Source organism: Muricoccus vinaceus (genome assembly GCF_042433125.1).
In the GTDB taxonomy this organism is placed as follows: domain Bacteria; phylum Pseudomonadota; class Alphaproteobacteria; order Acetobacterales; family Acetobacteraceae; genus Roseomonas; species Roseomonas vinacea.
In genome coordinates this window covers 298,226-324,870 of record NZ_JBHLVZ010000005.1, presented here as the reverse complement: position 1 = coordinate 324,870, position 26,645 = coordinate 298,226, and the positions used below count along the sequence as shown (strand labels likewise).

Below are 26,645 nucleotides of genomic sequence, written 5' to 3'. Positions count from 1 at the left end.
ACGCGCTGACTTAGGTGCTCTTGGCCGCCGTTGCACCCTGCGTGACAGCCGCGCCCTGCTCGCCCGCATTCGCGGCGGGGGAGGGGGCCTTGGCCGCCCCCTTGGCCGGCGGCACGTCGGGCTTCAGGAACAGCTCCCTCCACCGCCCCGGCTCGATGGCGGCCGGAGCCCCCATCATCAGGTCCTCCGCCTGCTGGTTCAGCGGGAACAGCGTGACCTCGCGGATGTTCGGCTCGTCGGCCAGAAGCATCACCATCCGGTCGATCCCCGGCGCGGAGCCCCCGTGCGGCGGCGCGCCGTAGCGGAAGGCGTTCAGCATGCCGCCGAAGCGCGCCTCCACCTCGTCCGCTGAATAGCCGGCGATCTCGAAGGCGCGGATCATGATGTCCGGCCGGTGGTTGCGGATCGCCCCCGAGGAAAGCTCGATCCCGTTGCACACGATGTCGTACTGGAAAGCCTTGATATCCAACGGGTTCATGGAGTTCAGCGCCTCCAGTCCCCCCTGCGGCATCGAGAAGGGGTTGTGCGAGAAGTCGATCCCGCCCGGCTTCTCCTCGTTCTCCTCGTACATCGGGAAATCGACGATCCAGCAGAAGCGGAAGGCGTTCTCCTCGATCAGGCCCAGCTCGTTGCCCAGCCGCGTCCGCACCGCGCCCGCGAACTTCTGCGCGTCCTCCTTCTTGCCGGCGGCGAAGAACACCGCATCCCCCGGCTGCAAGCCGCAGGCGGCGCGGATCGCCTCCACGCGGTCGGCCTCCAGGTTCTTCGCGATCGGTCCCTTGGCGCCGTCCTGCGCGAACTGGATGTAGCCCAGCCCGCCCGCGCCCTCGGCCCGCGCCCACTCGTTCAGCTTGTCGAAGAAGCCGCGCGGCTTGTCCGCGGCGCCGGGCGCCGGAATGGCCCGGATGATCCCGCCCGAGGCTGCGATCTTCGAGAACAGCCCGAAGCCCGAACCCGCGAAGTGCTGCGTCACGTCCGTGATCTTGATGGGATTCCGCAGGTCCGGCTTGTCCGAGCCGTATTCCAGCATCGCCGTGTCATAGGCGATCCGCGGAAAGGGCGCCGGGGTCACGGTGCGCCCGGCCCCGAACTCCACGAACACCCCGTGCATCACCGGCTCGATCGCCGCGAACACGTCCTCCTGGGTCACGAAGCTCATCTCGAAGTCGAGCTGATAGAATTCGCCGGGCGAACGATCCGCCCGCGCCGCCTCGTCGCGAAAGCACGGCGCGATCTGGAAGTAGCGGTCGAAGCCCGCCACCATCGCCAGCTGCTTGAACATCTGCGGCGCCTGCGGCAGCGCATAGAACTTGCCGGGATGCAGGCGCGACGGCACCAGGAAGTCCCGCGCTCCCTCCGGGCTGCTCGCCGTCAGCAGCGGCGTCTGGAACTCGGTGAAGCCCTGCTCGATCATCCGCCGCCGGATGGAGGCGATCACCCCCGCCCGCAGCATCAGGTTCCGGTGCTGCTTTTCCCGCCGCAGGTCGAGGAAGCGGTAGCGCAGCCGCAGCTCCTCCGGGAACTCCTGGTCGCCCGCCACCTGGATCGGCAGCACCTCGGCCGCCGACTGCACGGACAGCTCCACCACCCGCAGCTCGACCTCGCCCGTCGGCAGCTTCGGGTTCACCGTGCCCGCCTCGCGCGCCACCACCTGGCCGGTCACGGTGATCACGCTCTCCGGCCGCAGGTTGTCCGCCGCCTCGAACACCGGCGACCCCTGGGGCAACACGCATTGCGTCAGCCCGTAATGGTCCCGGAGGTCGATGAACAACAGCCCGCCATGGTCGCGCTTGCGGTGCACCCAGCCGGAAAGCCGGACGGTGCTGCCGGCGTCCGACGCACGGAGCGCGCCGCAGGTGTGGGTGCGATAGGCATGCATGGTGGAAGGGCCTGATGCTGGTCGTGTTGGGGGCGGCAAGAGCGGCAGGCCGGCCCCGGGTGTCAAGCCCAGGGCAAACGCAAAGCGTTTGTCCCGCTTTACCCAGGGCAAACGCAAAGCGTTTGTCCCGCCCCGGCGCTCCACGGCAAACCCGAAGCGCTTGTCCCCTTCCCCGGCCCCCAGCCGGGGAGCCGCGGCCGCTCAGGCCCGCCCGGCGGTCCCCACGAGCAGCAGGGGATCCACCTTCAACTTGGCCAGTGCCCGCCGCCACTTGGCGTCCTGGTCTTCCTCGGTGAAGAGGATCGCCTCGTCCGGCGAAACGTTGAGCCAGGCATTGTGCTGGATCTCGCTTTCCAGCTGCCCCGGCCCCCAGCCCGCATAGCCCAGCGCCAGCAGCCCCTGCCGCGGCCCGCCGCCGCCCGCGATGGCCTTGAGGATGTCCACGCTGGCCGTCAGCGCGAAGCCGCCCTCCATCGTCAGGCTGCCCTCGCTGGACCAATCCTGGGTGTGCAGCACGAAGCCGCGCCCGCCCTCCACCGGCCCCCCGGCATGCAGCCGGATCCGCCGCGCCGGCGGAACCGGGCTCACGTCCAGCTGCTTGAGGAGGTCATCGAAAGTCAGGTTCTCGATCGCCCGGTTCAGCACGATCCCCATCGCCCCCTCCGCCGAATGGGCACAAAGGCAAATCACCGCGCGGGCGAAGCGCGGGTCTTCCATGCTGGGCATGGCGATCAGCAGCTGCCCGCCCAGCCAGCCCTCTTCCGAAGGCGGGCGTGCCATGCGGGAAAGCTGGATCGGGGGGGCTTCCATCGCCTCGTCCTCCAGGTCCTCGTCGAGGGGGAGGGGAGGGGGAGCCGTGTCCTTCGGGCGCCGCGTCATGCCGCTGACATGGCAGCACGCCCCCGGTGCTGCAACCCGCCCGCGCAGCTTCAGCGCAAAGCCCGCGCGCAAACCCCGGCCCGGCCCGCCCGTTGACAGCGCCACGGAAGCGGCGGCGAAACTGTGCCGATCCCACCCCGCAAGGACCTCCCATGGCCATCAAGACCGGCGACGCCATCCCCTCCGTCAAGATCATGCAGGCCAGCGCCGAGGGCCCGCGCGAGGTCGATCCCGCCACCCTGCTGGGCACCGGCACCGCCGTTCTCTTCGGCGTCCCCGGTGCCTTCACCCCCACCTGCTCCGCCAAGCACCTGCCGGGCTTCGTGCAGCAGGCCGCGGCGCTCAGGGCCAAGGGGGCGGAAACCATCGCCTGCGTCGCCGTGAACGACGCCTTCGTGATGCAGGCCTGGGGCCGCGACCAGGGCGTGGAAGACCAAGTCATCATGCTGGCCGACGGCTCCGCCGCCTTCATCAAGGCCCTCGGCATGGAACAGGACCTCACCGCCCGTGGCCTCGGCATGCGTGCCCAGCGCTTCGCCCTCGTCGTGAAGAACGGCCGCGTGACCTATGTCGGGGTCGAGGAGCCCGGCGCCTTCGGCGTCAGCAGCGCCGAGACCGTGTTGGCCCAGCTATGAGCCGCAGCCGGAATGCAAAGCCTGGGGACCTCAAGGCCAACTGGCCCCTCTACGCCTGGCAGGCGGGCTGGGTCTTCACGCTGCGCTCCGCCGCCCTGCTGTCCAAGCCCGACAGCGCCGGGGCCGAACTGACCCGCATGGCGCTGGAGAAGCAGCGCGCCTTCACCGAGGGCTGGTTCGCCGCCGGCCGCGCCGCCATGCGGGGCGAGAACCCGGCGGCCGTGATGGCCGCCGCCGCCCATCCCGCCCGCCGCCGGGTCAGCGCCAACCTCCGCAGCCTGCGCAAGGCCTGACCGCGACGCCCATCCGGCAACCACCCCTCCGTTCCCGCGCTTGAAACGCGGATCAACGGAGGCGGTGTTCATGGTTCTGCAGGGCAAGGTGGCCTTCGTGACGGGCTCGGATTCCGGCATCGGCGCCGAGATCGCCGTTGCGCTGGCCCGCGCGGGCGCCGACGTCACCGTCACCTGGCACACCGACGAGGCCGGCGCCCGCGAGGCCGCGGGGCGCGTCGAAGCCGCGGGGCGCCGCGCCCACGTGGCGCAACTCGACGTGATGGATTCCCGCTCCGTGGATGCCGCCTTCGAGGCCGCCCGGAGCGCGCTCGGCATCCCCGACATCCTCGTGAACAACGCCGGCAAGGGCATGGGCGGCAAGAAGCCCGTGGCCGAGATCGCCGACGAGGACGCGGAGGTGGTGATCCGCACCAACCTCCTCGGCCCCCTCTGGTGCGCCCGCGCGTTCCTGCGCCAGCGCCTCCCCGCCGGTCCCGGCGGCAAGATCATCAACGTCTCCTCGGTGGCCCAGCACCTGCCCACCGACGGCAGCGCCCCCTACGGCATGTCCAAGGCCGGGCTCACCTCGCTCACCCGCTCCCTTTCGGTGGAACTCGCCCCCCACAAGATCAACGTGGTCGGCATCGCCCCCGGCCTGATCCAGACGCCGATGACCCAGGAACGCCTGGACGACCCCGCCAAGCGCGAGGCCTCCTTCAAGGAGATCCCCTGGCACCGTGCCGGCCAGCCCGAGGAAATCGCCAGGCTCGCCCTGTTCCTCGCCGGCCCCGACGCCGACTACATCACCGGCCAGACCATCGTCATGGACGGTGGCCTGACCATGAACTGGGGCGGTGCCTGAGCAGCGCCCCCGATCCTCACCCCACCGGCGAATCGGCCGGCACGCCCTCCGGCAGGTTGCTCCCGCTGCGCCACCGGTGCGTGCCGGCCCCGAAGGCCACGATCTTGCCGTCCGGCCCCAGCACCTCCGTCCGGGTGAAGAAGATGTTCCGCCCGGCGGTCACGATCCGCCCCTCGGCCACGATCCGCCCCGCCTTCACCTGCCCGGTGAAGCGGCAGTCCAGGTCCACCGTCACCGCCCGCCGGACGTTCCCGGGCACCGTGCAGAACAGCCCGGCATAGCCCCCGGCCTGATCGATCATGGACAGCAGCACCCCGCCATGGAGCACCCCGCTCCGGTTGTGGTGCCTGGGTTCGACGAGAAGGGCGAGCCGCGCGAAGCCCTCCCTCCACTCGTCCACGGTGATGCCGATGAGGTCGTGAAAGGGGGCTGTGTCATCCATTCGCGGGGCGTAGCGCGCCCGTCAGGCGATCTGCAAATCCTGCAGCGCCGCCTCCAGCTCCTGGAACGAGGGCATGTGGGAGGAAGGCGCCATCTTCCGCCCCGTTTCCACCGAAACCTGCGGCGCGTTGCCGTGCAGGTGCGCGACGAGCACCGCCCGGATCACCTCGAAATACTTCTGCTCCTCGTCCACCACCCCCTTCAGCCGCGCGGCCATCGGCCCCATCACGCCATAGGCCAGCAGCACGCCCAGGAAGGTGCCCACCAGCGCGCCGCCGATCATGCCCCCCAGCACCGTCGGCGGCTGGTCGATCGAGGCCATGGTCTTGATCACGCCCAGCACCGCCGCCACGATCCCCAGCGCCGGCAGCGCGTCCGCCATGTTCTGCATGGCGTGGGAGGGATGCAGCTCCTCCTCCTTGATCTTCTTCAGCTCGCGCGCCATCACGTCCTCGATCTGGTGCGGATCGTCGGCGTTCATGCCGACCATGCGCAGGTAGTCGCAGATGATCGCGACCACGTGGTGGTTCGCCTTGATCTTCGGGAACTTCGCGAAGGCCGGGCTTTCCTCGGGCTTCTCGATATGCGCCTCCAACGCCATGGCCCCCTTGGTCTGCACCAGGCGCACGAACCAGTAGAGCAGCGACAGCATCTCCACGTAATCGGACTTGTGGAACCTCGCGCCCTTCAGCAGCTTTCCGAAGCCGCCCAGCGTGTGCTTCACGTCGTGCATCGAGTTCGACATCACGAAGGCGCCGATCGCGGCGCCGCCGATCATCATCCCCTCCAGCGGCAGCGCGTGCAGGATGATGTCGAACTTCCCGCCCGACAGGGTGTAGCCGCCGAACACGGTGACCATCATCACCACGAAGCCGATGATCGTGGTCATGGCGCGGCGTTCCTCGTGTTCTCGCGCAGCAGCAGAATGGAAACCCGCCGGTTGGCGGGGCTGCCGGGATCATCGGCCAGCAGCGGCTCGCGCTCGGCCAGCCCCGCCACGCTCCGCACGCGCGCCTCCGCCACCCCGCCTTCCACCAGCAGCCGCCGCGTCGCGTTCGCCCGCTCCGCGGAAAGGTCCCAGTTGCTCCGCGCGCCCGGCCGGAAGGGCGTCGCATCCGTGTGCCCGCTGATGGCAACCGCGTTGGGCACCCGGTTGATCACCGCCGCGACCTTGGTCAGCAGCGCCCGCCCCCGCTCGGCCGGCGCGCTGCCGCCCAGCGCGAACATCGGCTGCCGCTCCGCGTCCAGGATCTGGATGCGCAGCCCCTCCGGCACCTGCTCCACCTGCAGCTGCCGGGCGAGGTCCGCCAGCGCCGGGTCGTCCCGCACGGCCGCCCGCACCTGCTCGGCCAGGCGGTCCAGCACCTCCCGCTCGCGTTTCTCCAGCTCCTCCCGCAGCGCCTCCGCCGAGGCCCGCGCCACCTCGGGGCCGCCCGTGCCCTCGGCGCCGGCCCCGTCCGTGCCGCCCGTTGCCCGCTCGGCCCGCAGCCGCGCGGGCGTCGCGGTCTCGTCGTCGCCCCTGGGCCCCTCGCGCCGTTCCACCGCCGAGGCCGGGGTGTTGCTGTCGTCCTCCTCCAGGTCGAACACCACCGGCCGCGGCCCCGTCTCCGCCCGAACGGAGGAGGCGTTGGAGGCCATCTGCCCGGCCTCGTTGGGCGTCCGTCCCCCGAAGGGCTGCCCCGATCCGCTCGGCCGCTGCCCCATCACGTTGGTCGGGTTGAAGTGGTCGGCCAGACCCCGCCGCTGCTCCTCCGTGGTCGCGTTCAGCAGCCACATCAGCAGGAAGAAGGCCATCATGGCCGTGACGAAGTCGGCATAGGCGACCTTCCAGGCGCCACCATGGTGGCCGCCCGCGCCCCCCTCCTCCTTCTTGATGACGATGGTGACGCCTTCGCTTTTGCCTGTTGCCACGGCCCCGCACCCGCTATCCGGGCGCAAGCTACCCGCGGCACGACGAAGGCTCCGTTAACCGCCCCGCCTTTCCCGCCCCGCCTTTCCTGTCCGGCCTCAGCGCGGCGGCAGGCAGGCCTCCGAAAGCAGCCGGAACGCCGCCGCCCGGTGGCTGATCGCGTGCTTCCGCGCCGGCTCCATCTCCGCGAAGGTTTCGTGCCCCCCATCCGGCACGAACATCGGGTCATATCCGAAGCCCCGCTCCCCGCGCGGCGGCCAGATCCAGCGCCCGGGCGCCTCGCCCAGGAAGGGCTCCACATGCCCGTCCGGCCAGGCGATCACCAGCGCGCAGGAAAACCAGGCCGCGTGGTCCGCCGAATGCCGCGCCAGCCGCTCCACCTTCGCCATCGCCGCCCCGTAGTCGCGCGACCCGTCCGGCTGCTCCGCCCAGTTCGCCGTGTAGACCCCCGGTGCCCCGTTCAGCGCCCGGACGGAAAAGCCGGAATCGTCGGCCATCGCCACCATCCCGCTCGCCCGTGCCGCCGCCAGCGCCTTCAGCGAGGCATTGCCGATGAAGGTGGTCTCCGTTTCCTCCGGCACGGGCAACCCCAGTTCCCCGGCCGTCACCACCTCGATCCCGTGCTCCGCCAGCAGCGCCTCCACCTCCCGCGCCTTGCCCGCATTGTGCGTGGCCAGGCAGATCCGCCGCTCCGCGAGCGGCCGGTGCGCGCCGCTCACAGCCCCACCGCCGCGCGCTGCGCCGCGAACAACTCCGCCACACCCTTGCGCGCCAGCCCGAGCAGCCCCGTCAGCTCCGCCTCCGAGAACGGCGCTCCCTCCGCGGTGGCCTGCACCTCCACGATGCCGCCCTTGCCCGTCATCACGAAGTTCCCGTCCGTGTCGGCGCCGCTGTCCTCGGCGTAGTCCAGGTCCAGCACCGGCACCCCGCCATGGATCCCGCAGGACACCGCCGCAACCTGGTCCACCAGGGGGTCGCGCGCCATGATGTTGGCCTTGCGGCAGTGCTGAAAGGCCAGGTGCAGCGCCACCCAGGCCCCGGTGATGGCGGCGCAGCGCGTGCCGCCATCGGCGGTCAGCACGTCGCAGTCCAGCGTCACCGTCATCTCGCCCATGGCCGCCCGGTCCGTCACCGCGCGCAGGCTGCGCCCGATCAGCCGCTGGATCTCCTGCGTGCGGCCGGACTGCTTGCCCCGCGCCGCCTCGCGCTCGCCCCGCGTATGCGTCGCCCGCGGCAGCATGCCGTACTCGGCCGTCACCCAGCCCATGCCCTTGCCCCGCATGAAGCCCGGCACCCGCCCCTCCACGCTGGCGGTGCACAGCACCTCCGTCACCCCCATCCGCACCAGGCAGGACCCCTCCGCGTGCCGTGCGAAGCCCGGCTCCAGCTTCAGCGCCCGCAGCTGGTCCGGCGCGCGGCCGGATGGCCGCCCGATCGGCCGGCCATCCGCTCCGGTTATTCCGAGGGCCTGCCCGAGGGCGGCCCCGAAGGCGGAGCCGGGGGAGGGCTGGGAAGGCTTGCTGGACATGCGGCGGCACTCTCGCGGAACGGAGGCGGGAGGAAGACGCCCGGCCCTGCCCCTGTCAACGCCGCTTCCGCCCCCCGCTCCATCGGCGGCAGCCACAGCGTGAGCATGGCCGCCCATGCCCCCGCAGAGGGCAAGCCCCGCTTGCGTCCCCATCCATCCCGCGCGTCGCCCATGGCGGCCTCCGCATCCCGCCTCCATTGGCGCCCGCCCCCGCGACGGAAGAATGTCGCGCTCGTGACGGAATGTGGCGGGGCGACGCTTAATCCGTTCCTAATGCCATCCCGCCACGCCGCCAGCGCCCTAGGGCTTGCCCAGCAGCACCGGATCTCCCGGCCCCAGAAGGGGCAGCCACAGCCACAGGGCCACCAGCACCGCCAGCAGCACCGGCGGCGTGATCGCCAGCCCCACCCGCATATAGGCCCCCCAGCCGATCACGATTCCCTTGCGCGCCAGCACGTGCAGCCACAGCAGCGTCGCCAGGCTGCCGATCGGCGTGAGCTTGGGCCCGAGGTCGCAGCCGATCACGTTGGCATAGACCATCAGCTCCCGCGTGGCCGCCGGAACGCCCCGCGCCTCCTCGATCGAGAGCGCCCCCACCAGCACCCCCGGCATGTTGTTCATCACCGAGGACAGCAGCGCCGCCCCGAACCCCGTGCCGAGCGTGGCAACGAGGGGCCCCTGGTCCGCCAGCCAGGCCAGGGCGCCCGCCAGCGCTCCCGTCAGCCCCGCGTTCCGCAGCCCGTAGACCACCAGGTACATGCCCAGGCTGAACAGCACGATCTGCCAGGGCGCGCCCCGCAGCACCCGCCCCACCGGCACCACCACGCCCCGCCCGCCCCGGTGCCACCGCCCGGCCAGGGCCAGCAGCGCCAGCGCCCCGCCACCCGTCACCACCGAGACCGGCACGCCCATCGGCGCCAGCACCGCGTATCCCAGCAGCAGCAGCCCCAGCAGTGGAAAGGCCGCCCGAAACACCAGCCCGTCTCGCACCGCGCCCCCCGGCGCCTCCAGCCGCGAAAGGTCATAGCGCGCGGGCACGGCCCGCCCGTGGAACAGCCACAGCACCCCCAGCGTCGCCGCCAGCGCCACGGCGTTCACGGGCACCATCACCGCCGCGTAGCGGTTGAACCCGATCCCGAAGAAGTTGGCGGACACGATGTTCACGAGGTTGGAGATCACCAGCGGAAGGCTGGTGGTGTCCGCCACGAAGCCCGTGGCCACCACGAAGGCCAGCGTCGCCGCCGGCGGAAAGTCCAGCCGCAACAGGATCGCCACCACGATCGGCGTCAGCAGCAGCGCCGCCCCGTCATTGGCGAACACCGCGGCGATCGCGGCGCCCAGCAGCACCACCATCGGGAACAGCCGCCGCCCGCGTCCCCCGCCCCAGCGCGCCACGTGCAGCGCCGCCCACTGGAAGAAGCCGGCTTCGTCCAGCAGCAGCGAGATCACGATCAGCCCGATAAAGGTGAAGGTCGCGTCCCACACGATGCGCCACACCACCGGCACGTCCGCCCAGCCGATCACCCCGAGCAGCAGCGCCACCAGCGCGCCCGCCATGGCGCTCCACCCGATCCCCAGCCCGCGGGGCTGCCAGATCACCAGAACAAGCGTCGCCAGGAAAACCAGGAAAGCCAGCACCGGCCGCGCCCCTCAGCCGATCCGCCGCCCCTCCCGGTCCAGCACCCGCTCCCCGTCCTCCTTCGCGAAGGCTCCTCCGGCGAAGGCGCCGCCCTCCGCCGGCAGGATCTCCAGCACGGCCTCGGACGGCCGGCACAGGCGCACCCCGAGCGGCGTCGCCACCAGCGGGCGGTTGATCAGCACGGGATGCGCCAGCATGGCCTCCACCAGCCGCTCGTCCCCCGCGCCGGGGTCGTCCAGACCCAGTTCGGCCGCCAGCGCCTCCTTGGCCCGCAGCAGCCCCCGCGGGCTCAGCCCCGCCCGCCCCATCAGCGCCAGGAGCATCGCGCGCGACGGCGGCGTCTTCAGGTACTCCACCACATGCGGCTCGATCCCCGCGTGGCGGATCAGGGCCAGCACGTTGCGCGAGGTGCCGCAGGCCGGGTTGTGGTAGATCACGACATCCATGGGAAAACCCTTCTCAACAGGAAGCCGCGCTCAGCTCGGCCAGAAGCGGCGCGCAGAGCTCCGCCCGCCCCCCGCAGCAGTCGCGCAGCAAGAACATCACCAGGGCGCGCAGGCCCTCCAGCTCGGCCCGGTAGATCACCGACCGCCCCCGCCGCTCCGCCCGCACCAGCCCCGCGCGGGACAGCACCGACAGGTGCGCCGACATCGTGTTCTGCGGCACGCACAGCCGCTGCGCGACCTCGCCGGCCGGCAGCCCGCCGGGTTCGTGACGCACCAGAAGCCGGAATGTCTCCAGCCGCGTCCCCTGTGCCAGGGCGCCCAGCGCGGCCGTTGCCCGTTCTGCATCCATAAATCCAGAATAGTGGATATAAAACGATCATGCAACTGTGCGTCACGCGTTGACGCCCCCGCTCCCCCTACCTAGCTTACGAGGTCAACACCGCATCCGGAGACCCGCCACCGCATGGGCGCCCAGCCCAACCAACGCCCCGGCTTCGCTCCGCCCCGCAGCATCTCCGCGGGTGCCCCCCTGCCGGGCCTGGACACGCGCAGCGCATCCATCCTCCGACAGGTCGTGGAGCTTTACGTCGAAACCGGGGAACCCGTCGGCAGCCGTACCCTGTCGCGCCGCCTGCCCCTTTCCCTTTCCCCGGCCACCATCCGCAACGCCATGGCGGATCTCGAGGACGCCGGCCTCCTCTACGCGCCCCACACCTCCGCCGGCCGCCTTCCCACCGATCGCGGCCTCCGCCTCTTCGTGGACGGCCTGCTCGAATTCGGCGACCTGACCGACGAGGAGCGCGAGGCGATCTCCGCCCGCTGCGCCGCCTCCGGCCGCTCGATGCAGGACACGCTGGCCGAGGCCGGCCAGATGCTCTCCGGCTTGGCCGGCGCCGCCGGCCTGGTGGTGGCCCCTTCCGCCGAATCCTCGCTGCGCCACATCGAGTTCGTGGCGCTGGGCCCAGGGCGCGCCCTGGTGGTGCTGGTCGGCGAACGCGGCCAGGTGGAGAACCGGATCATCGAGGTTCCGCCCAGCCTGCCCGCCGGCGCGCTGGCCCAGGCCGGCAACTACCTCAACGCCCGCCTCAACGGCCGCACGCTGGAGGACACCCGCCACCTCGTCTCCTCCGAGATCGCCGCCAACCGCACGGCGCTCGACGCCCTGACCAACCAGGTCGTGCAAAGCGGCCTCGCCACCTGGGCCGGCGGGGGAGGGGGCTCGCTGATCCTGCGCGGCCAGTCCCGCCTGCTCCAGAACATCGACCAGGCCGCCCGGGTCGCCGAGATCCAGTCGCTCTTCGACCGGCTCGAGGCACAGGAAACCATGCTCCGCCTGCTGGAGCTCGCCCAGCGCGGCCAGGGCGTGCAGATCTTCATCGGGGCGGAAAGCGGCGTCTTCGACACCGCAGGCGTCTCCATGGTCGTCGCCCCCTTCCGCAACGGCCAGGAAAAGATCGTCGGCGCCATCGGCGTGATCGGCCCCACCCGCATCAACTACGGCCGCGTCATCCCCGTGGTGGACTACACCGCGCAGGTGATCGGCCGCATGCTGGGTTGACCCGGAAGGCCCACCCGTCTAAGAATAATTTCTTATGAACCCCCGGGCGATCCGCCAGGGCCCGGGGCGGGGTAAGGCAGTAAGATCGTAAGATGGTAAGGCGGCCGGGCGGTCAGACCGCTTCCGCCGGTGCCGTCCCCAGCGCCGACAACACCGCCCGCCGCAGCCCCTCCAGCTTGCGCTCGTTCTCGATCTTCAGGCCGAACAGGTCCTTCACGTAGAAGACGTCCACCGCGCGCACGCCATAGGTGGTCACATGCGCGGAGGCGATCTGCACGCCCTGGGCCGAGATGGCCGCCGTCACGTCGTGCAGCAGCCCCGGCCGGTCGCGCCCGTTCACCTCGATCACCGTGTGCGTGTGGCTCGCGTGGTTGTCGATCACCACGCGCGGCGGCACCGTCACCGCCCTGAGCCGCGCCGGCTCGCGCTTGACCTTCTGGATCTCGTCGTTGATCCGCATCCGCCCCGAGAGCGCCTGTTCGATCATCACCGAAAGCCGCGCGAGGCGGTGCGGCGCGTCCAGCGCCCCGCCCGCCGCGTCCTGCACCCAGAAGGTGTCGAGCGCCATGCCGTTGGTCATGGTGTGGATGCGCGCGTCCACGATGGAGGCGCCCCCCACCGCCAGCGCCCCCGCGATCTGGCTGAACAGCCCGGGATGGTCGGCGGTATAAACCGTCACCTCCGTCACCGCGCGCTCCTCCAGCACCTCGGTGCGCACCGTCAGCGGCGCTCCCGTGCTTTCCGCTTCGCGGATCAGGGAAGCGTGGCGCGCATGGGTGTCGGGGTCGAAGGACAGCCAGTAGCCGGGATAGCCGAGCGACAGGAAGTGCTCCACCTCCGCCGCCGGGCGGAAGCTGAGGGTGGCCGCCGCGGCCTCCCGCGCGCGGGCCACGCGCACGTCGCGCTCGGGCACGGAAAGCCCGCCCGCCAGCACCTCCGCCACGCGCCAGTACAGCTCGCGCAGCAGCGTCGCCTTCCAGCCGTTCCAGACCTTCGGCCCCACCGCGCGCATGTCGCACACGGTCAGCACCAGCAGCAGCCGCAGCCGCTCCGGCGACTGCACGACCTCCGCCAGGTCCAGGATGGTCTTGGGGTCGTCGATGTCGCGCTTAAAGGCGGTCTGGCTCACCAGCAGGTGGTTCAGCACCAGCCAGGACACCGTCTCCGTTTCCTCGGGCGAGAGCCCGAGGCGCGGGCACAGCTCCTGCGCGATTCCGGCGCCGAGCTCCGAATGGTCGCCACCGCGCCCCTTGGCGATGTCGTGCAGCAGGATCGCGGCATACAGCGCGCGCCGGGACTGCAACTGCCCGACAAGCTCCGAGGCGACCGGCGCGACCGTGTCCAGTTCCCCGCGCTCCAGGGCGTTCATCACCCCCACCGCCTCGATCGTGTGCTCCTCCACGGTGAAGACGTGATAGGTGTCGAACTGCATCAGCCCGACGATGCGCGCCCATTCCGGCACGAGGCTCGACAGCACCCCCGCCTCGTTCAGCGCGCGCAGCCAGTGCGCGCTGTTCTTGCCCGTCAGGATATCGAGGAACAGCACGTTCGCCGCCGCCTGACCGCGCAGCCGCGTGGCATAGCGCGCGTTGCGGATCAGCGCCCGCAGGCCCAGCGGATGGATTTCCAGGCCGCGGTCCCGCGCCTTGCGCACCAGCCGCAGCATCACCCCCGGATCGGCCGCGATGTCGTGGTCGGGGGCGAACAGGATCTTGCCGTCCGCCAGCGTCAGCCCGGCCTGCTTCATCGCCTCGTCGGGCGCGGGCTGCAGCGCCGGCATGCCCAGCGCCGCCCGCTCGATCGCCGGCTCCAGCAGCCGCTTGAGCCGCACAACCTCCCGCGCCGTGAGGAAGAGGTGCTTCATGAAGCGCTCCACCCCGTCCTGCTTGCCGTGCCGGGTGTAGCCCATGCGCGCGCCCACAACGGGCTGCAGGTCGAAGGTCAGCCGCTCCTCGGCGCGCCCGGTCACGTAGTGGAGGTGGAAGCGCACGGTCCAGAGGAACGACCAGGCACGGCGGAAGGCCCGCGCCTCCTGCGCCGTCAGCAGCCCGCCACCGGGGCTGTCGGGGCCGACGAGCTGCCACATCTTCTCGACGTCGAAGGCGTAGCGCGCGATCCAGTACATGGTCTGGAGGTCGCGCAGGCCGCCCCGGCCCTCCTTGATGTGCGGCTCCACCAGATAGGGGCTGTCGCCGTAGCGCGCGTGGCGCAGCCCGCGCTCGATCTGCTTGGCATGGAGGAACTGCCCCAGCCCCCATTCGGCCCGCGCCTCCGCATAGGCCGCGTGGAAGCGCGCATAGACGCCCGCATCCCCCTCCAGGAAGCGCGAATCCAGCAGCGCCGTCTGCACGGTGGTGTCGGCGCGGGCATCCACCAAGCATTCCTCGACCGAGCGCGTCGCGTGGCCCACCTTCACGCCCAGGTCCCACAGCAGGTAGAGCATGAACTCCACCGCCCGCCGCCCCCCCGCGTCCAGCGGCGCGTCCGAGACGAAAAGCAGGTCGATATCGGAATAGGGGGCCAGCGTGCCCCGCCCGTAGCCGCCCGTGGCCGCCAGCGCGAAGGAGGGCGCGGTCGCCAACCCGCCCGTCGCCACCAGGCTGTAGCGCAGGATGGCCGCGATCAGCCCGTCCATCTCGCAGGCCAGGGCCCGCGCGGCCACCAGCCCGGCCAGGCTTTCCCGCTCGAACCGCTCCTGCATGCCGCTCTGGATGCGGCTGAGGTGCCGGCGCAGCAGCGCCAGCGCCGTGTCCCGGGACGGAGGTGGTGAGGAAGCAAGTCCGTCGAGCCCCGACCCGCCCAAACCGAATTGCGGTGCGATGGGTGCTTCGGCGCTGCCGAGGCCAGCGATGTTCATTTGACGGAAGATAAGGATTCCTTCCGCGGGGCAACAGCCACCCCGTGGCCCGGCAGCAAGGTTTTCAGGCGGTAGAGCGCCTCCAGGGCCTCGCGAGGCGCCATGGAATCGGGGTCCAGCGCCTCCAGGGCCGCAAGGACGGGGTCCTCCGCTCCGGCCGGAGGGGCCGTCCCCCGCGCCGCCGTCCCGGCGAAGAGGGGCAGCTCCCCGGAAAGCGGCTCCAGCCCCCGCGCCCTTTCCTCCAGCGAGGCCAGCACCACCTCGGCCCGCCCCACGACCTCCCGCGGGACCCCGGCCAGCCGTGCCACGTGCAGGCCCCAGGACCGTTCGGAGGCACCCGCCCCCACGAGGTGCTGGAACACCACCTGCCCCCGGTGCTCGCGCACCTTCATGGCCGCCGGCGCCAGCTCCGGCAGCTTGCCCGCCAGGGCCGTCAGCTCGTGGAAATGGGTGGCGAACAGCGTGCGGGAGCGCAGGCGGTCGTGCAGCGCCTCCAGCACCGCCCAGGCGATGGCCAGGCCGTCCCAGGTGGCCGTGCCGCGCCCGACCTCGTCCAGCACCACGAAGGAGCGCGGCCCCGCCTGGTTCAGCACCGCCGCCGTCTCGCTCATCTCCACCATGAAGGTGGATCGCCCGCCCGCGATGTCGTCCGCCGTGCCCACGCGCGAGAACAGCCGGTCCACCAGCCCGATCCGGGCCGATTCGGCCGGCACGAACAGCCCGGCCTGGGCCAGCACCACCATCAGCGCGTTCTGGCGGAGATAGGTCGATTTTCCGGCCATGTTCGGCCCCGTCAGAAGGCACAGCCGCCGCCCCGGGGAGAGATCGGCGTCGTTGGGCACGAAGGCGGGGCCCCGGTTCCGGCGCAGCGCCGCCTCCACCACGGGGTGCCGCCCCTGCGCGATGCAGAACTCCGGCCGCTCCGGGATGTCCGGCCGGCACCAGCCGCCCCCCGCCGCCAGCTCGGCCGAGGCCGCGTGGACGTCGATCTCCGCCGCCGCCCGTGCCGCATGCGCGATCCCGGGCGCCGCCTCCAGGCAGAGCCCGCGCAGGTGGCGCACCACCGCGGCCTCCCGCCGCGCCGCCTCGTCGCGCGCCTGGGACAGCCGGCGGTCGAGGTCGGACAGCGCCCCGCAGGTGAAGCGATGGGCATTGGCCATGCTCTGCCGGTGCACCGGCGCCATGGGTCCGGGCTCCGGCTTCGCCCGCAGCAGCGTTTCCCCCGCCGCGGCCGGCACCTCGGCCAGGAAGCCCAGCTGCTGGTGGTGCCGGATCTTCAGGCTGGCCACGCCCCAGGCCTGGGCCAGGTCCATCTGCAACGCGAGAATCGCCCCGCGCGCGTCGTCCCGCAGGCGCCTGAGCGCGTCCAGCTCGCCGTCATAGCCGGGGCCGACCACGCCGCCATCCTCCAGGCGCGCCGGCAGCTCGGCCGCGAGCGCCCGGCTCAGCTCCGCCCGTGGCGAGGCATCCGGCACCAGCGCCTCGGCAGCGGAAAGCAGCAGGGGCGGGATGGGCGGCACCCCGCTGGCACCGCCGATCGCCTCCCGCATGGCCTCGGCACGCAGAAGCCCGTCGCGCAGCGCCGCGAGGTCACGCGGAAAGAAGCGTTCCACCGAGAGCCGCCCCAGCGCGCGGGCCATGTCCGGCGCGCCGCGCAGCGCCTCCCGCAGGCCGCCGCGCACGGCATCGGCCGCGAGCAGAAAGGAAACGGCATCGTGACGCGCCGCGATCGGTCCCGCCTCGGCCAGCGGCGTGGCGAGGCGGGCGGCCAGCTCGCGGGCGCCCGCGGCCGTGAGCGTGCGGTCCACCGCCCCCATCAGGCAGTCCTTGCCGCCGCGCTCGGCGCGAAGGATCTCCAGGCTGCGGCGGGTGGCGGCGTCCATGCGCAGCGTGTTCTCGCCGCCCCGGCATTCCGGGGGGGCGAGGCGGGGCAGGGTGCCGCCGGAGGTCGCGCGCACATAGTCCAGCGCCATGGCGAGCGCCGCCGCCTCGCCCTCGGTGAAGCTGCCGAAGGCGGCCAGGCCCGCCACCCCCCAGGCCTCCGCGGCCAGCCGCGCGCCGTCCCGCGGCGGGGCGGCCTCCCGCACCGTGCCGCCCAGCGGCGTCAGCGCATCGCCCGCCGCCAGCGATTCGGGCGCCAGCACCTCCGCCGGCTCCAGCCGCGCCAGCAAGGCGCCCATCTCGGCCACGCCGAGGCATTCCGTGCAGACCTGTCCGGTGGACACGTCCAGCCAGGCCGCCCCCACCCGCCCCGCGCCGTCGGGCGCCAGCGCCAGCAGCCAGGAGGGGCGGGCGCCTTCCAGCAGCGCCTCCTCCGTCACGGTGGCGGGGGTGACCACGCGCACGACCTCCCGCCGCACGGCCGGGGCGCGGCGGGCCTTCGCGGCCTCGGGACTTTCCATCTGCTCGCAGATCGCGACCCGGAAGCCACGGCGGATCAGGCGGGCGAGATAGGCCTCCATCGCGTGCACGGGCACGCCCGCCATGGGCACGGGGCGCCCCTGGTGCTCGCCGCGGTGGGACACGGCCAGGCCCAGCGCCTCCCCGGCGGTGACGGCATCGGCGAAGAACAGCTCGAAGAAGTCGCCCATGCGGAAGAACACCAGGGCGTCGGGGTGGGCGGCCTTGGCGGCGAACCACTGCGCCATGGCGGGAGTCGCGCCCTCGGGCCCGGGAAGGCCGGGTGGAAGGTCGTGCGGTCGGGGCGGCGCGGCATCCATGGGGGCAGTCGTAAGTGGGGGAGGCGCCGCGGTCCAGCGCTTGCCACGTGGTGGGCGGCGGGCGCAGGCTTTTGTTTCAGAGGTTCCGGCCACGGACCACGCGGGAGGCATCATCCATGGATCGTCGAAGCCTGCTCCGGGGAGGCGCGGCGCTCGCCGCGGGCGCGGCGGGGGCACCATCCGCGCCCGCCGTCGGGCAGGACATGCGCGCCCGGACCATGCGCTTCGTGCCGCAAGCCAACCTCACCAGCCTGGATCCGGTCTGGACCACGGCCACCGTCACCAGCAACCACGGCTACTACGTCTTCGACACCCTCTACGCGACCGATGCCTCCAACCGCCCCCGCCCGCAGATGGCCGAGGGGCACGAGGTGCTGGACGACGGGCTGCGCTGGCGCTTCCGCCTGCGCCAAGGCCTGCGCTTCCACGACAACGAGCCCGTGCGCGCCGCCGACTGCATCGCCAGCATCAGGCGCTGGTGCGTGCGCGACCCCTTCGGCCAGCTTCTGGCCCGCGCGGTGGCGGAATGGCGGGCGCTGGACGACCGCAGCTTCGAGGCGCGCCTGCACCGGCCCTTCCCGCTGATCCTGGACGCGCTGGCCAAGCCCGATGCCAGCGTCTGCTTCATCATGCCCGAGCGCCTGGCCTCCACCGAGGCGACCCGCGCCATCACGGAGATGACGGGCTCCGGCCCGTACCGTTTCGTCGCCGGCGAGTACAACTCCGGCTCGCGCGTGGTGTACGAGAAGTTCGACGGCTACGTGCCGCGCGAGGAAGCGCCCGAGCGCGCCTCGGGCGCCAAGCGCGCGCTGATGCAGCGCATCGAGTGGCTGGTGATCCCCGATGCCTCCACCGCCGCCGCGGCGCTGACCAACGGCGAGGTGGACTGGTGGGAGCGCCCGCTGTCGGACCTGCGCCCGGTGCTGGCCCGCAACCGCGAGGTCCGGCAGGAGATCCTGGACGTGGAGGGGCGGATGGCGCTGATGCGCCTGAACTGCCTGCAGCCGCCCTTCGACGACGTGCGGCTGCGCCGGGCCGTGCGGCTCTCGGTGATCCAGGAGAACTACATGCGCGCGGCCCAGGGGGACGACACCGCCCTCTGGAGCGAGACGCGCAGCCTTTACCCCCGCCGCACGCCCTATTTCCGCGACAACCCCGACCTGATGCCGGGCAGCCTGGACGCCGCCCGCGCCGCCCTCAGGGACGCGGGCTACACGAATGGCAAGCTCGTCATCATCAACCCCACCGACTTCCCGGACATCGGGCCGCTCGGCCAGGTGACCAACGACGCGCTGCGGCGCGTGGGCATGAACGTGGAGCTGGCCGAGAGCGACTGGGGAACGGTGATCCAGCGCCGCAACTCGCGCGAGCCCATCGAGCGCGGCGGATGGAGCATCTTCCACACCACGGGATCGTCGAACACCTATGGCAGCCCCGCCATGTCGCCCCTGATCCGCGGGCAGGGCGAGGCCGGATGGTTCGGGTGGTGGAAGAGCGAGCGCGCGGAGGCGCTGACCGCGGAATGGATGGAGGCACCGGACGATGCCGCCCGTGCCCGCAGCGCGGAGGCCCTGGGGCGGCTCGCGCTCGACGAGGTCGCGACCATCCCGCTCGGGCAGTTCACCATCCGCACGGCCTTCCGGCGGAACCTGACCGGCTTCCTGGAGGGCAGCACGCCCTATCCCTGGAACATCCGCCGGTCCTGACCGGCGGGACCTGACACGCACCACGCTTCACGGGGCAGACCCCAAGGGGCATAACGCCGGCAGAGCGGGAGAAACGAACCATGGACGACGTGCGCCACACGGGATCGGGGGATTCCCGCACCGCCCGCATCACGCGGGAAGAAGCCCTGGCGATGCATGCCGAGGGCAAGCCCGGCAAGCTGGAGATCCGCCTCACCAAGCCGCTCTCCACCGCGCGCGACCTTTCGCTCGCCTATTCGCCGGGGGTTGCCGAGCCGTGCCTGGAGATCCACCGCGACAAGTCGCTGGCCTATGACTACACGGCCAAGGGCAACATGGTCGCCGTGATCTCCAATGGCACGGCGGTGCTGGGCCTGGGCGACCTGGGCGCGGTGGCCTCCAAGCCCGTGATGGAGGGCAAGGCCGCCCTGTTCAAGCGCTTCGCCGAGGTGGATTCCATCGACCTCTGCGTGGACACGGCGGACGTGGACGAGTTCGTCAACTGCGTGCGCTTCCTCGCCCCCTCCTTCGGCGGCATCAACCTCGAGGACATCAAGGCCCCCGAGTGCTTCGTGATCGAGCAGCGCCTGCGCGAGATCATGGACATCCCGGTGTTCCACGACGACCAGCACGGCACCGCCATCGTCGCCGCCGCCGGCCTGATCAACGCGTGCCACCTGACCGGGCGGGATCTCCGCGAAACCAGGCTGGTGATCAACGGCGCGGGCTCGGCCGCCATCGCCTGCGCGGAGCTTCTGCGCGCCATGGGGATGCGCCCGCAGAACATCGTGATGTGCGACACCAAGGGCGTGCTCTACCGCGGCCGGGTGGAGGGCATGAACCAGTGGAAGTCGGCCCATGCCACCGACACCGACGCCCGCACCCTGACCGAGGCGCTGTCGGGCGCCGACGCCTTCTTCGGCCTGTCCAAGAAGGGCGCGGTGACGCCGGAGATGGTGCGCGCCATGGCCGAGAAGCCCATCATCTTCGCCATGGCCAACCCCGACCCGGAGATCACCCCGGACGAGGCCAAGGCCGTGCGTCCCGACTGCATCGTGGCCACCGGGCGGTCCGACTACCCGAACCAGGTGAACAACGTCCTGGGCTTTCCCTTCATCTTCCGCGGCGCGCTGGACGTGCGCGCCAGCACCATCAACGAGCCCATGAAGATCGCGGCCGCCCACGCGCTGGCGATGCTGGCGCGCGAGGACGTGCCGGAGGAGGTGGCGGGCGCCGGCGGCGGCATGGGGCTGCGCTTCGGCCCCGACTACATCATCCCGCACGCCTTCGACCCCCGCCTGATCTCCCGCGTGTCGCCCGCCGTGGCCAGGGCGGCGATGGACAGCGGCGTGGCGCGCAAGCCCATCACGGACATGCCGCAATACGCCCGCGCGCTGGCGCAGAAGCTGGACGCCGCCGGCGGCGCGCTGGAGGCGATCACCGAGCGCGTGCGCCACAGCCCCCGCCGCGTGGTCTTCGCCGAGGGCGAGGAGGAGAAGACGATCCGCGCGGCCATCGCCTTCCGCAACGCCGGCTACGGCACGCCCGTGCTGGTGGGGCGCGAGGAGCGGGTGATGGCCACCGTCGCCTCCCTCGGCGTTCCGCTGGGCGAGGGGATCGAGATCCACAACGCCGCGCGCTCGGACCGGAACCTGCGCTACGCGGAGTACATCTATGCCCGGATGCAGCGGAACGGCTTCCTGTTCCGCGACGCCCAGCGCGCGGTGAACCTGGACCGCAACGTATTCGCCGCCTGCATGGTGGCGCTGGGCGACGCGGACGCCATGGTGACGGGCACCACGCGCTCCTACTCGGCGGCGCTGAAGCAGATCACGCTCGCCATCGACCCGGCGCCGGCCTCCCATGGCGGGGAGGGCGTGCTCTTCGGCCTGACGCTGATGCTGACGCGCCGCGCCGGCACGGTGCTGCTGGCCGACACCGCCATCCACGAGCGCCCGGACAGCGAGACGCTGGCCGAGATCGCCGTGCAGGCCGCGGCCCAGGCGCGCCGCCTCGGGCTGGAGCCGCGCGTGGCCTTCCTGTCCTTCTCCAACTTCGGCGACCCGCGCGGCAGCCACATCCCGCAGACGGTGCGCGAGGCCGTGAGGCTGCTGGATGCCCGCAGCGATGTCGGCTTCGAGTACGAGGGCGAGATGGCGGCGGACGTGGCGCTCGATCCGCAGCTTCGCTCGCTTTATCCCTTCTGCCGGCTCACGGGGGCGGCGAACGTGCTGGTGATGCCGGGCCTGCACGCCGCCCATATCCTGAGCAAGGCGGTGCCGCGCCTGACGAGTGCGACCACGATCGGGCCGTTGCTGATGGGGCTTTCCAAGCCCGCGCAGATCCTGTCCATCGCGGCCGGGGTGAACGGCATCCTGGACATGGCCTGCCTGGCGGCGCACGACTCTCTGCCGCGCTGAACAGCCCCTAGCTTTGCTGCAAAACCGCCGTGGCGGGGGCGAGGGGGATGTTGAGGTCGCAGACCAGCCCCGTCTCGTTCCAGGCCATGAAGATCGTGCCGCCCAGCTGCAGGCGCAGCGTATCGGTCAGGACCCTCAACCCGAAACCCCTGCGGGCCGGCGGGCCGCCGACCATCGGCCCGCCGCTCTCCGCCCAGCGGAACACGAGGCAGGTCCGATCCCTCCGCTCCACCTGCCAGGAGATCCGCACGCGTCCCGCCGGGTTCGACAAGGCTCCGTACTTGACCGCGTTCGTCGCCAGCTCGTGCAAGGCCATGGAGAAAGGCTGCGTCACCATCGGCGGCAGAACAAGCGGCAGCCCCTCCACCTGGACGAGGGGGCCTTCCTGATCCGTTTGAAGGAACTGTGAAAGCTCGCCGCGGATCAGGGTGTGCAGGTCGGCGCCAACCCAGCGGTCGGCCGAGAGAAGCGTCTGCGCCCGCCCCAGGGCCGAGATCCGCCCCTCGACGGCCTTGACGAAGCTGCGCATGTCATCGGCCTTGGTCAGGCGCACGACAGCCTGGATCACGGCGAGCATGTTCTTGGCCCGGTGGTCCACCTCCTTGGACAGGAAGCTCTGGTGCTCCATCGCGCGCTTGAGCTTTTCAACCTGGCCTGCGAGTTCCGCGTTGTTGGCGGTCAGTTCCGAGATGGCGTTCAGGCGCGCAACCGATCCGGCGAGCAGGCTGGCGTAGCCGCGCAGGAACTGTGTCTCGGCCTCGGTGAACTCACGGGGCGTGCGGCTGTCGACCTGGAAGATCCCGAAAGGCAACTTGTTTTTGCCGCCGGTGATCGGAACATTGACGAAAGCCCTGACGCCGTTCTCGCGGAGAAAGGATGGATACTGGAAGCGCGTTTCGGCATCGACATCGGTGGAGATAATCGGTTCTGTGTTGTCCGCCGCGTAGATTTCCGAGCCGACCTCCCCGGGTCGAAGCGTCGTGTGCCCGACGACGCCATGCTTCCAGCCAGCGCCGGCCCGCACGAACAGGGTTCGCCCATCCGGTTGCAGTTGCAGCACTTTCGCCAGTCCGGTGCCGAGAGCCTCCGCGACGAGTTGGCAGGCCTTTGTCAGGATGTCGTCGAGGTCGGTTGAACTGAGCGAAAGCTCGGCGAAGCGAGCCAGTATCTCGGACTGACGCAGCAGGTGTTGGTCGCCCGGGTCGGTGCCCGGCGCATCTTCGTCAGCCAAGGCGCATGACCCATCCTGCCATTCGTTGCGGCCTAGTCAGATTCCCCGGATCCACCTTGCCTTCAACGGGAAGCATGATAGCGCCCCGGATGCCGTTTAGCGCTCCTTAATCGTTCCAGTCCTGCGATTTGCGTTTAGCGCCCCTGATTGCTGATGGGTTTGCCTGGCCCGGCCGGATCAATCGGCGAAATGGCCCACTGGTGTCCCGGCGATCCCCACGTCCAGCGCGATCAACCGGCCATCATGCGGGCCGTGGTCCTTGTTCCGCAGGCTGGTCACGAACAGGGTGCGCAGCCCCGGCCCGCCGAAGCAGGGCATGGTAGGCGCGCGCACCGGCAGTTCCACGAAGCGGTCCAGCGTGCCGTCGGGCAGCCAGCGGTTCAGCCGGCCGGCGGAAACGCCCGCGCTCCAGTAGCCGCCCTCCGCGTCCACGGCGCCGCCATCCGGCAGGCCGGTGGCGGCATCGGGGCGGCACACCTCGCGGCGGTTGCAGACCGTGCCGTCGGCCGGGTCGTAGTCCCAGTTCCAGATCACTCCGGCCTCGGTATCGGAATGCCAGAGGGTCCGCCCGTCCGGGCTCCAGGCCAGGCCGTTGGAGATGGTGATGTCCCCCGCGAGGCGCGCGCAGGTTCTTTGCCCGGGGTCGAGGCGCCAGAGGGCGCCGGTCGGGCTTTTCTCCTCCGTGTCGTTCATGGAGCCCACGAGGAAGCGGCCTTCCGGCGAGACCTTGCCGTCGTTCAGCCGGTTCTCCGGCCGGTCGGGCTCCGGCGCCGCGAGGCGGTAGAGCAGGCCGTCCTTCGGATCGAAGCGCTGGATGCCCGAGCGCAGGCCCAGCAGCAGCGTGCCCGAGCGGCAGAGGCCCAGGCAGCCCACCGGCTCGGGCACCGTCCAGGTCTCGGTTTCGCCCGTCGCGGGGTCGGTGCGGTGCAGGGCGGGGGCGGGAATGTCCACCCACCAGAGGCGGCCGAGGCTCTCGTCCCAGACGGGGCTCTCGCCGGTGCCGGCCGCGGGGGCGGCGTCGAGGATTCGGATGGGCGGGTTCATCGGGCGACCCCTTTCGCTGTGGGCGCGGCGGAACTCAGGCCAGGAGGTCCTGTGTCTCGGGGTGCCTGTTCATATAGGCGGCCACGAAGGAACAGCGGGGAACCACGCGCAGCCCCTCCGCCCGGATCATGTCCAGCGCGCCGCGCACGAGCCGGGACCCGATGCCCTGGCCTTCCAGGGCGTCCGGCACCTCCGTGTGGACCAGCGTGATGCGGCCGCCTTCGCGCCGGTAGGCGATCAGGGCGGTGCCGCCCCCGGTCGCCAGCTCGAACTGCTCGAGCTCGCGGTTGTCGGTTACCTCGCCTGCCATGCCCTGCCCCCGTCTTTCCGTGCCTCGGGCCTCAACGCCCGAGGGGCGCGGTCGTTCGGCACGGGGTGGGGCGGCCTCAGCCCTTCTCGACGATGAAGCCGAGGGAGGTGGCGACCAGGCCCTGGATCGAGAGGCGCAGGTGCGGCGGCTCCGGCAGGGCCAGGGGGCTGTCGTTGCCGGGATAGGGGGGCAGGTCCACGAACTGGTCCAGGATGCCCTTGCCGGTGCTGAAATCCATTGGAAGCATCCGGTGCCCGGCCAGTGCGAGGCGGGCGTCCAGCTCCTCCATGTGGCGGCGCTGGAACAGGACCGTGGCGCCTTCCTCGATGGTGGGGCCGTCGGGGTCGATGTTGAACTCCGTGGTGTGCACCGCGATGCCCCCGGGGCGCAGGCACTTCATCGCATCCACCACGAATTCCAGGCCCTGCTGGATGGTGCCGCAATGCTCAAGCGAGCAGACCGACCACAGGAAGTCGAAGCTGCCGTGGAGGTCGGTGGGAATGGCGTTCATGTCCACCGCCCGCAGCGACACCCGCTTGTTGAAGGTGTCCATGTCGATCAGGGCGGGCTTGAAGATGGTGTCGATGCGCCCGCCGTGCTGGTCGGCCTTGATCCAGTTCCTGGCGCGCAGGTCCTGGGCGTCGAGGTCGGTCGCCACCACCTCCACGCCCCGCTTGGCCATGAAGCTGGGCAGCCATTCGGCGCCCACCGCGAAGCCCAGGCCGCGCTTGCCCGGGGAAAGCAGGCCGCGCTCGTTCAGGGCCTGGAGGGCGTAGCAGTCCTCCCAGACCTTGCGGTGGTACATGGGCACGAAGCCGATCTGGCCGCACCAGTGGCGCAGCCAGTGGCTCTCGATGTCCTCCTGCCGGCAGAGGCGGCCGCCGAAGCCGGTCCGGACGGGGTCGGGGGGGAGGGGGGCGAGTTGCCCGGCCAGCCCCGCCTCGTAGAACTGGCTGGCGATGGCCGAGCCCATCACCTTGGTGTTCCAGGCCGCCAGCTCCGCGTTGCGGGCGGCGGCGCCGGAGGCCATCTCGAGCGCGTGGATCTTCCCGAGGAGGTTGCCCGATCCCATGCGGCGGGCGCCGCGGACCAGGGAACGGAGGCGACGGAGCAAGGCGGTGCGGTTCCTATCCCGGATAGGCCACGGGGCGGCCGGCTTCCTAACTAGCCGCCGCGCCCGTGGAAGGCCATCCCGACCTTGTGATGGCGCCGGGATGGAACGGGGGTGGGGTGCCGCTCAGCTGTCCAGGCGGATGCCGAGCTCGCGGATCAGCGGGCGCCATTCCGCGTTCTCGCGCTGAACGAAGGCCATGAACTCGGCTGGGGAGAAGCGCGCGGGCTCGATGCCCAGCGTGGTGAAGCGGGCCTGGACCTCGTCGGCGGCGATGGCGCGGGCCAGCTCCGCCGAGAGGCGGGCCACCACGGGGGCCGGGGTCGCGGCCGGGACGCAGATGCCCTGCCAGCCATAGGCGATGGCGCTGGCATGGCCCAGCTCCCGCGCGGTGGGCACGGCGGCGCTGGTGGGGGAGCGCGCCTCGCTCAGCACGCAAAGGGCGCGGACGCGGCCATCTGCGATAAAGGCCGTGCCGGTCGCGCAGTCGATCATCACGCTGTCCACCGTGCCGGCCAGCAGGTCCTGCATGGCCGCGGGGCCGCCGCGATAGGGAACATGGGTGGCCTCGAAGCTGGCGCGGCGCTTGAACATCTCCATCGCCAGGTGGTGCGGAGAGGCGACGGCGGGGGTGCCGTAGGTGGGGGCGCGTGCCTTGGAGGCGGCGATGTACCCCGCGAGGTCCTGCACCGGGCTGTCCGCCCGCACCACGAGGAAGAGCGGGAAGCGTCCGATGAAGCCGACGCCGGCCAGGTCCTTGTCGGGGTCGTAGGGCAGGCGGGAGTAAAGGGCGGGGTTGTAGACGAGGATGCCGTTGTCGACGTGCAGCAGGGTGTTGCCGTCGGGCGCGCTGCGGGAGACGGCCTCGCTGGCCACCACGGCGCCGCCGCCGGGGCGGTTCTCCACCACCACGTTCTGGCCCAGGCGCGGGCCCATCTGCCCGGCGATCATGCGCCCGAAAAGGTCCGAGGCGCCGCCCGGCGGGTAGCCGATGATCAGGCGCAGCGGCCGGTCGGGCCAGGGGGCCTGGGCCTGGGCGGCGGCGGCGGCGAGGGAGGCGGCGCCGAGGCCCAGGGCCCCGCGCGCGAGGCCCCTCCGCGTCATGTTGGGGCGCGTCAGCATCAGTGATGGTCCCGTCCGGGTGTGTGTGCCGCCATCATGCGGAAGCTTTGCCGCCGCGCCAATCGGCGCCGGCGTCGCAAATCCGGCTGCCGCC

The 26,645-nt window shown here is 71.5% G+C and carries 23 protein-coding genes; 6 read left to right on the top strand and 17 right to left on the bottom strand.

Going from position 1 to position 26,645, the window contains the following annotated elements:
- Positions 1–10: 10 nt before the first annotated feature.
- Both aspS and ACFFIC_RS07970 read right to left on the bottom strand, forming a co-directional pair.
- On the bottom strand, positions 11–1,879 hold the full coding sequence (gene aspS / locus ACFFIC_RS07975) for an aspartate--tRNA ligase (RefSeq protein WP_377049640.1): 1,869 nt from the start codon (positions 1,877–1,879) through the stop codon (positions 11–13).
- Between the two features lie 201 nt (positions 1,880–2,080).
- The gene (locus tag ACFFIC_RS07970; protein ID WP_456306927.1) at positions 2,081–2,758 is read right to left on the bottom strand and encodes a YqgE/AlgH family protein; all 678 of its coding nucleotides are present in this window, start codon (positions 2,756–2,758) and stop codon (positions 2,081–2,083) included.
- Positions 2,759–2,910: 152 nt separating this feature from the next.
- On the opposite strand from ACFFIC_RS07970, the gene ACFFIC_RS07965 reads away from it, so the two are divergent.
- The 3 genes from ACFFIC_RS07965 to ACFFIC_RS07955 all read left to right on the top strand — a co-directional run bounded on the left by ACFFIC_RS07965 (position 2,911) and on the right by ACFFIC_RS07955 (position 4,530).
- Positions 2,911–3,393: a peroxiredoxin gene (locus ACFFIC_RS07965; protein ID WP_377049639.1), complete on the top strand. Its 483-nt coding sequence runs from the start codon at positions 2,911–2,913 to the stop codon at positions 3,391–3,393.
- Entirely contained in the window at positions 3,390–3,686 is a 297-nt protein-coding gene (locus ACFFIC_RS07960; RefSeq protein WP_377049638.1) for a hypothetical protein, read from the top strand. The genes ACFFIC_RS07965 and ACFFIC_RS07960 overlap by 4 nt, the downstream gene beginning before the upstream one ends.
- Positions 3,687–3,756: 70 nt before the next feature.
- A complete protein-coding gene (locus tag ACFFIC_RS07955; RefSeq protein WP_377049637.1) occupies positions 3,757–4,530 on the top strand; it encodes an SDR family NAD(P)-dependent oxidoreductase in 774 nt (257 codons plus the stop codon).
- Positions 4,531–4,546: 16 nt separating this feature from the next.
- Here ACFFIC_RS07955 and ACFFIC_RS07950 read toward each other — a convergent pair whose 3' ends face one another.
- From ACFFIC_RS07950 to ACFFIC_RS07915, 8 genes are all read right to left on the bottom strand, one after another.
- Positions 4,547–4,972, bottom strand: a complete 426-nt coding sequence (locus ACFFIC_RS07950) for a PaaI family thioesterase (protein ID WP_377049636.1) — start codon at positions 4,970–4,972, stop codon at positions 4,547–4,549.
- A 21-nt stretch (positions 4,973–4,993) separates the two neighbouring features.
- Positions 4,994–5,860, bottom strand: coding sequence for a flagellar motor stator protein MotA (gene motA, locus ACFFIC_RS07945; RefSeq protein ID WP_377049635.1), 867 nt, complete (start codon positions 5,858–5,860; stop codon positions 4,994–4,996).
- Positions 5,857–6,882, bottom strand: a complete 1,026-nt coding sequence (locus ACFFIC_RS07940) for a flagellar motor protein MotB (RefSeq protein WP_377049634.1) — start codon at positions 6,880–6,882, stop codon at positions 5,857–5,859. Before ACFFIC_RS07940 ends, motA begins: the two co-directional genes overlap by 4 nt.
- A 96-nt stretch (positions 6,883–6,978) precedes the next feature.
- A complete protein-coding gene (locus tag ACFFIC_RS07935; protein ID WP_377049633.1) occupies positions 6,979–7,599 on the bottom strand; it encodes a non-canonical purine NTP pyrophosphatase in 621 nt (206 codons plus the stop codon).
- Positions 7,596–8,408, bottom strand: coding sequence for a ribonuclease PH (gene rph / locus ACFFIC_RS07930; protein ID WP_377049632.1), 813 nt, complete (start codon positions 8,406–8,408; stop codon positions 7,596–7,598). The genes ACFFIC_RS07935 and rph overlap by 4 nt, the downstream gene beginning before the upstream one ends.
- Before the next feature lie 300 nt (positions 8,409–8,708).
- Positions 8,709–10,046 carry an arsenic transporter gene (locus tag ACFFIC_RS07925; RefSeq protein WP_377049631.1) on the bottom strand — a complete coding sequence of 446 codons (1,338 nt, stop codon included), beginning with the start codon at positions 10,044–10,046 and terminating at the stop codon, positions 8,709–8,711.
- Positions 10,047–10,058: 12 nt separating this feature from the next.
- Positions 10,059–10,493, bottom strand: a complete 435-nt coding sequence (gene arsC / locus ACFFIC_RS07920; protein WP_377049630.1) for an arsenate reductase (glutaredoxin) — start codon at positions 10,491–10,493, stop codon at positions 10,059–10,061.
- Positions 10,494–10,506: 13 nt separating this feature from the next.
- Positions 10,507–10,842 (bottom strand): ArsR/SmtB family transcription factor, encoded by a 336-nt coding sequence (locus ACFFIC_RS07915; protein ID WP_377049629.1) that lies wholly within the window; start codon positions 10,840–10,842, stop codon positions 10,507–10,509.
- 114 nt (positions 10,843–10,956) lie between these two features.
- On the opposite strand from ACFFIC_RS07915, the gene hrcA reads away from it, so the two are divergent.
- A complete protein-coding gene (gene hrcA / locus ACFFIC_RS07910) occupies positions 10,957–12,051 on the top strand; it encodes a heat-inducible transcriptional repressor HrcA (protein ID WP_377049628.1) in 1,095 nt (364 codons plus the stop codon).
- A 112-nt stretch (positions 12,052–12,163) separates the two neighbouring features.
- Here the strand turns inward: hrcA and ACFFIC_RS07905 are convergent, their stop codons facing one another.
- Together ACFFIC_RS07905 and mutS are read right to left on the bottom strand one after the other, a co-directional pair.
- Positions 12,164–14,908, bottom strand: coding sequence for a [protein-PII] uridylyltransferase (locus ACFFIC_RS07905; protein ID WP_377049627.1), 2,745 nt, complete (start codon positions 14,906–14,908; stop codon positions 12,164–12,166).
- Positions 14,905–17,628, bottom strand: a complete 2,724-nt coding sequence (gene mutS / locus ACFFIC_RS07900) for a DNA mismatch repair protein MutS (protein ID WP_377049626.1) — start codon at positions 17,626–17,628, stop codon at positions 14,905–14,907. The genes ACFFIC_RS07905 and mutS overlap by 4 nt, the downstream gene beginning before the upstream one ends.
- Before the next feature lie 116 nt (positions 17,629–17,744).
- On the opposite strand from mutS, the gene ACFFIC_RS07895 reads away from it, so the two are divergent.
- Positions 17,745–19,334 carry an ABC transporter substrate-binding protein gene (locus ACFFIC_RS07895; protein WP_377049625.1) on the top strand — a complete coding sequence of 530 codons (1,590 nt, stop codon included), beginning with the start codon at positions 17,745–17,747 and terminating at the stop codon, positions 19,332–19,334.
- A gap of 80 nt (positions 19,335–19,414) precedes the next feature.
- Positions 19,415–21,733 carry an NADP-dependent malic enzyme gene (locus tag ACFFIC_RS07890; protein ID WP_377049624.1) on the top strand — a complete coding sequence of 773 codons (2,319 nt, stop codon included), beginning with the start codon at positions 19,415–19,417 and terminating at the stop codon, positions 21,731–21,733.
- A gap of 7 nt (positions 21,734–21,740) precedes the next feature.
- Here the strand turns inward: ACFFIC_RS07890 and ACFFIC_RS07885 are convergent, their stop codons facing one another.
- From ACFFIC_RS07885 to ACFFIC_RS07865, 5 genes are all read right to left on the bottom strand, one after another.
- On the bottom strand, positions 21,741–22,964 hold the full coding sequence (locus tag ACFFIC_RS07885; protein ID WP_377049623.1) for an HWE histidine kinase domain-containing protein: 1,224 nt from the start codon (positions 22,962–22,964) through the stop codon (positions 21,741–21,743).
- A 177-nt stretch (positions 22,965–23,141) separates the two neighbouring features.
- Complete coding sequence (locus ACFFIC_RS07880) at positions 23,142–24,008, bottom strand: SMP-30/gluconolactonase/LRE family protein (protein WP_377049622.1); 867 nt, start codon at positions 24,006–24,008, stop codon at positions 23,142–23,144.
- Between the two features lie 34 nt (positions 24,009–24,042).
- Positions 24,043–24,318, bottom strand: coding sequence for a GNAT family N-acetyltransferase (locus ACFFIC_RS07875; protein WP_377049621.1), 276 nt, complete (start codon positions 24,316–24,318; stop codon positions 24,043–24,045).
- Between the two features lie 76 nt (positions 24,319–24,394).
- Positions 24,395–25,432 carry an SAM-dependent methyltransferase gene (locus ACFFIC_RS07870; protein WP_377049620.1) on the bottom strand — a complete coding sequence of 346 codons (1,038 nt, stop codon included), beginning with the start codon at positions 25,430–25,432 and terminating at the stop codon, positions 24,395–24,397.
- A 123-nt stretch (positions 25,433–25,555) separates the two neighbouring features.
- Entirely contained in the window at positions 25,556–26,551 is a 996-nt protein-coding gene (locus ACFFIC_RS07865) for a Bug family tripartite tricarboxylate transporter substrate binding protein (protein ID WP_377049619.1), read from the bottom strand.
- Positions 26,552–26,645 lie beyond the last annotated feature (94 nt).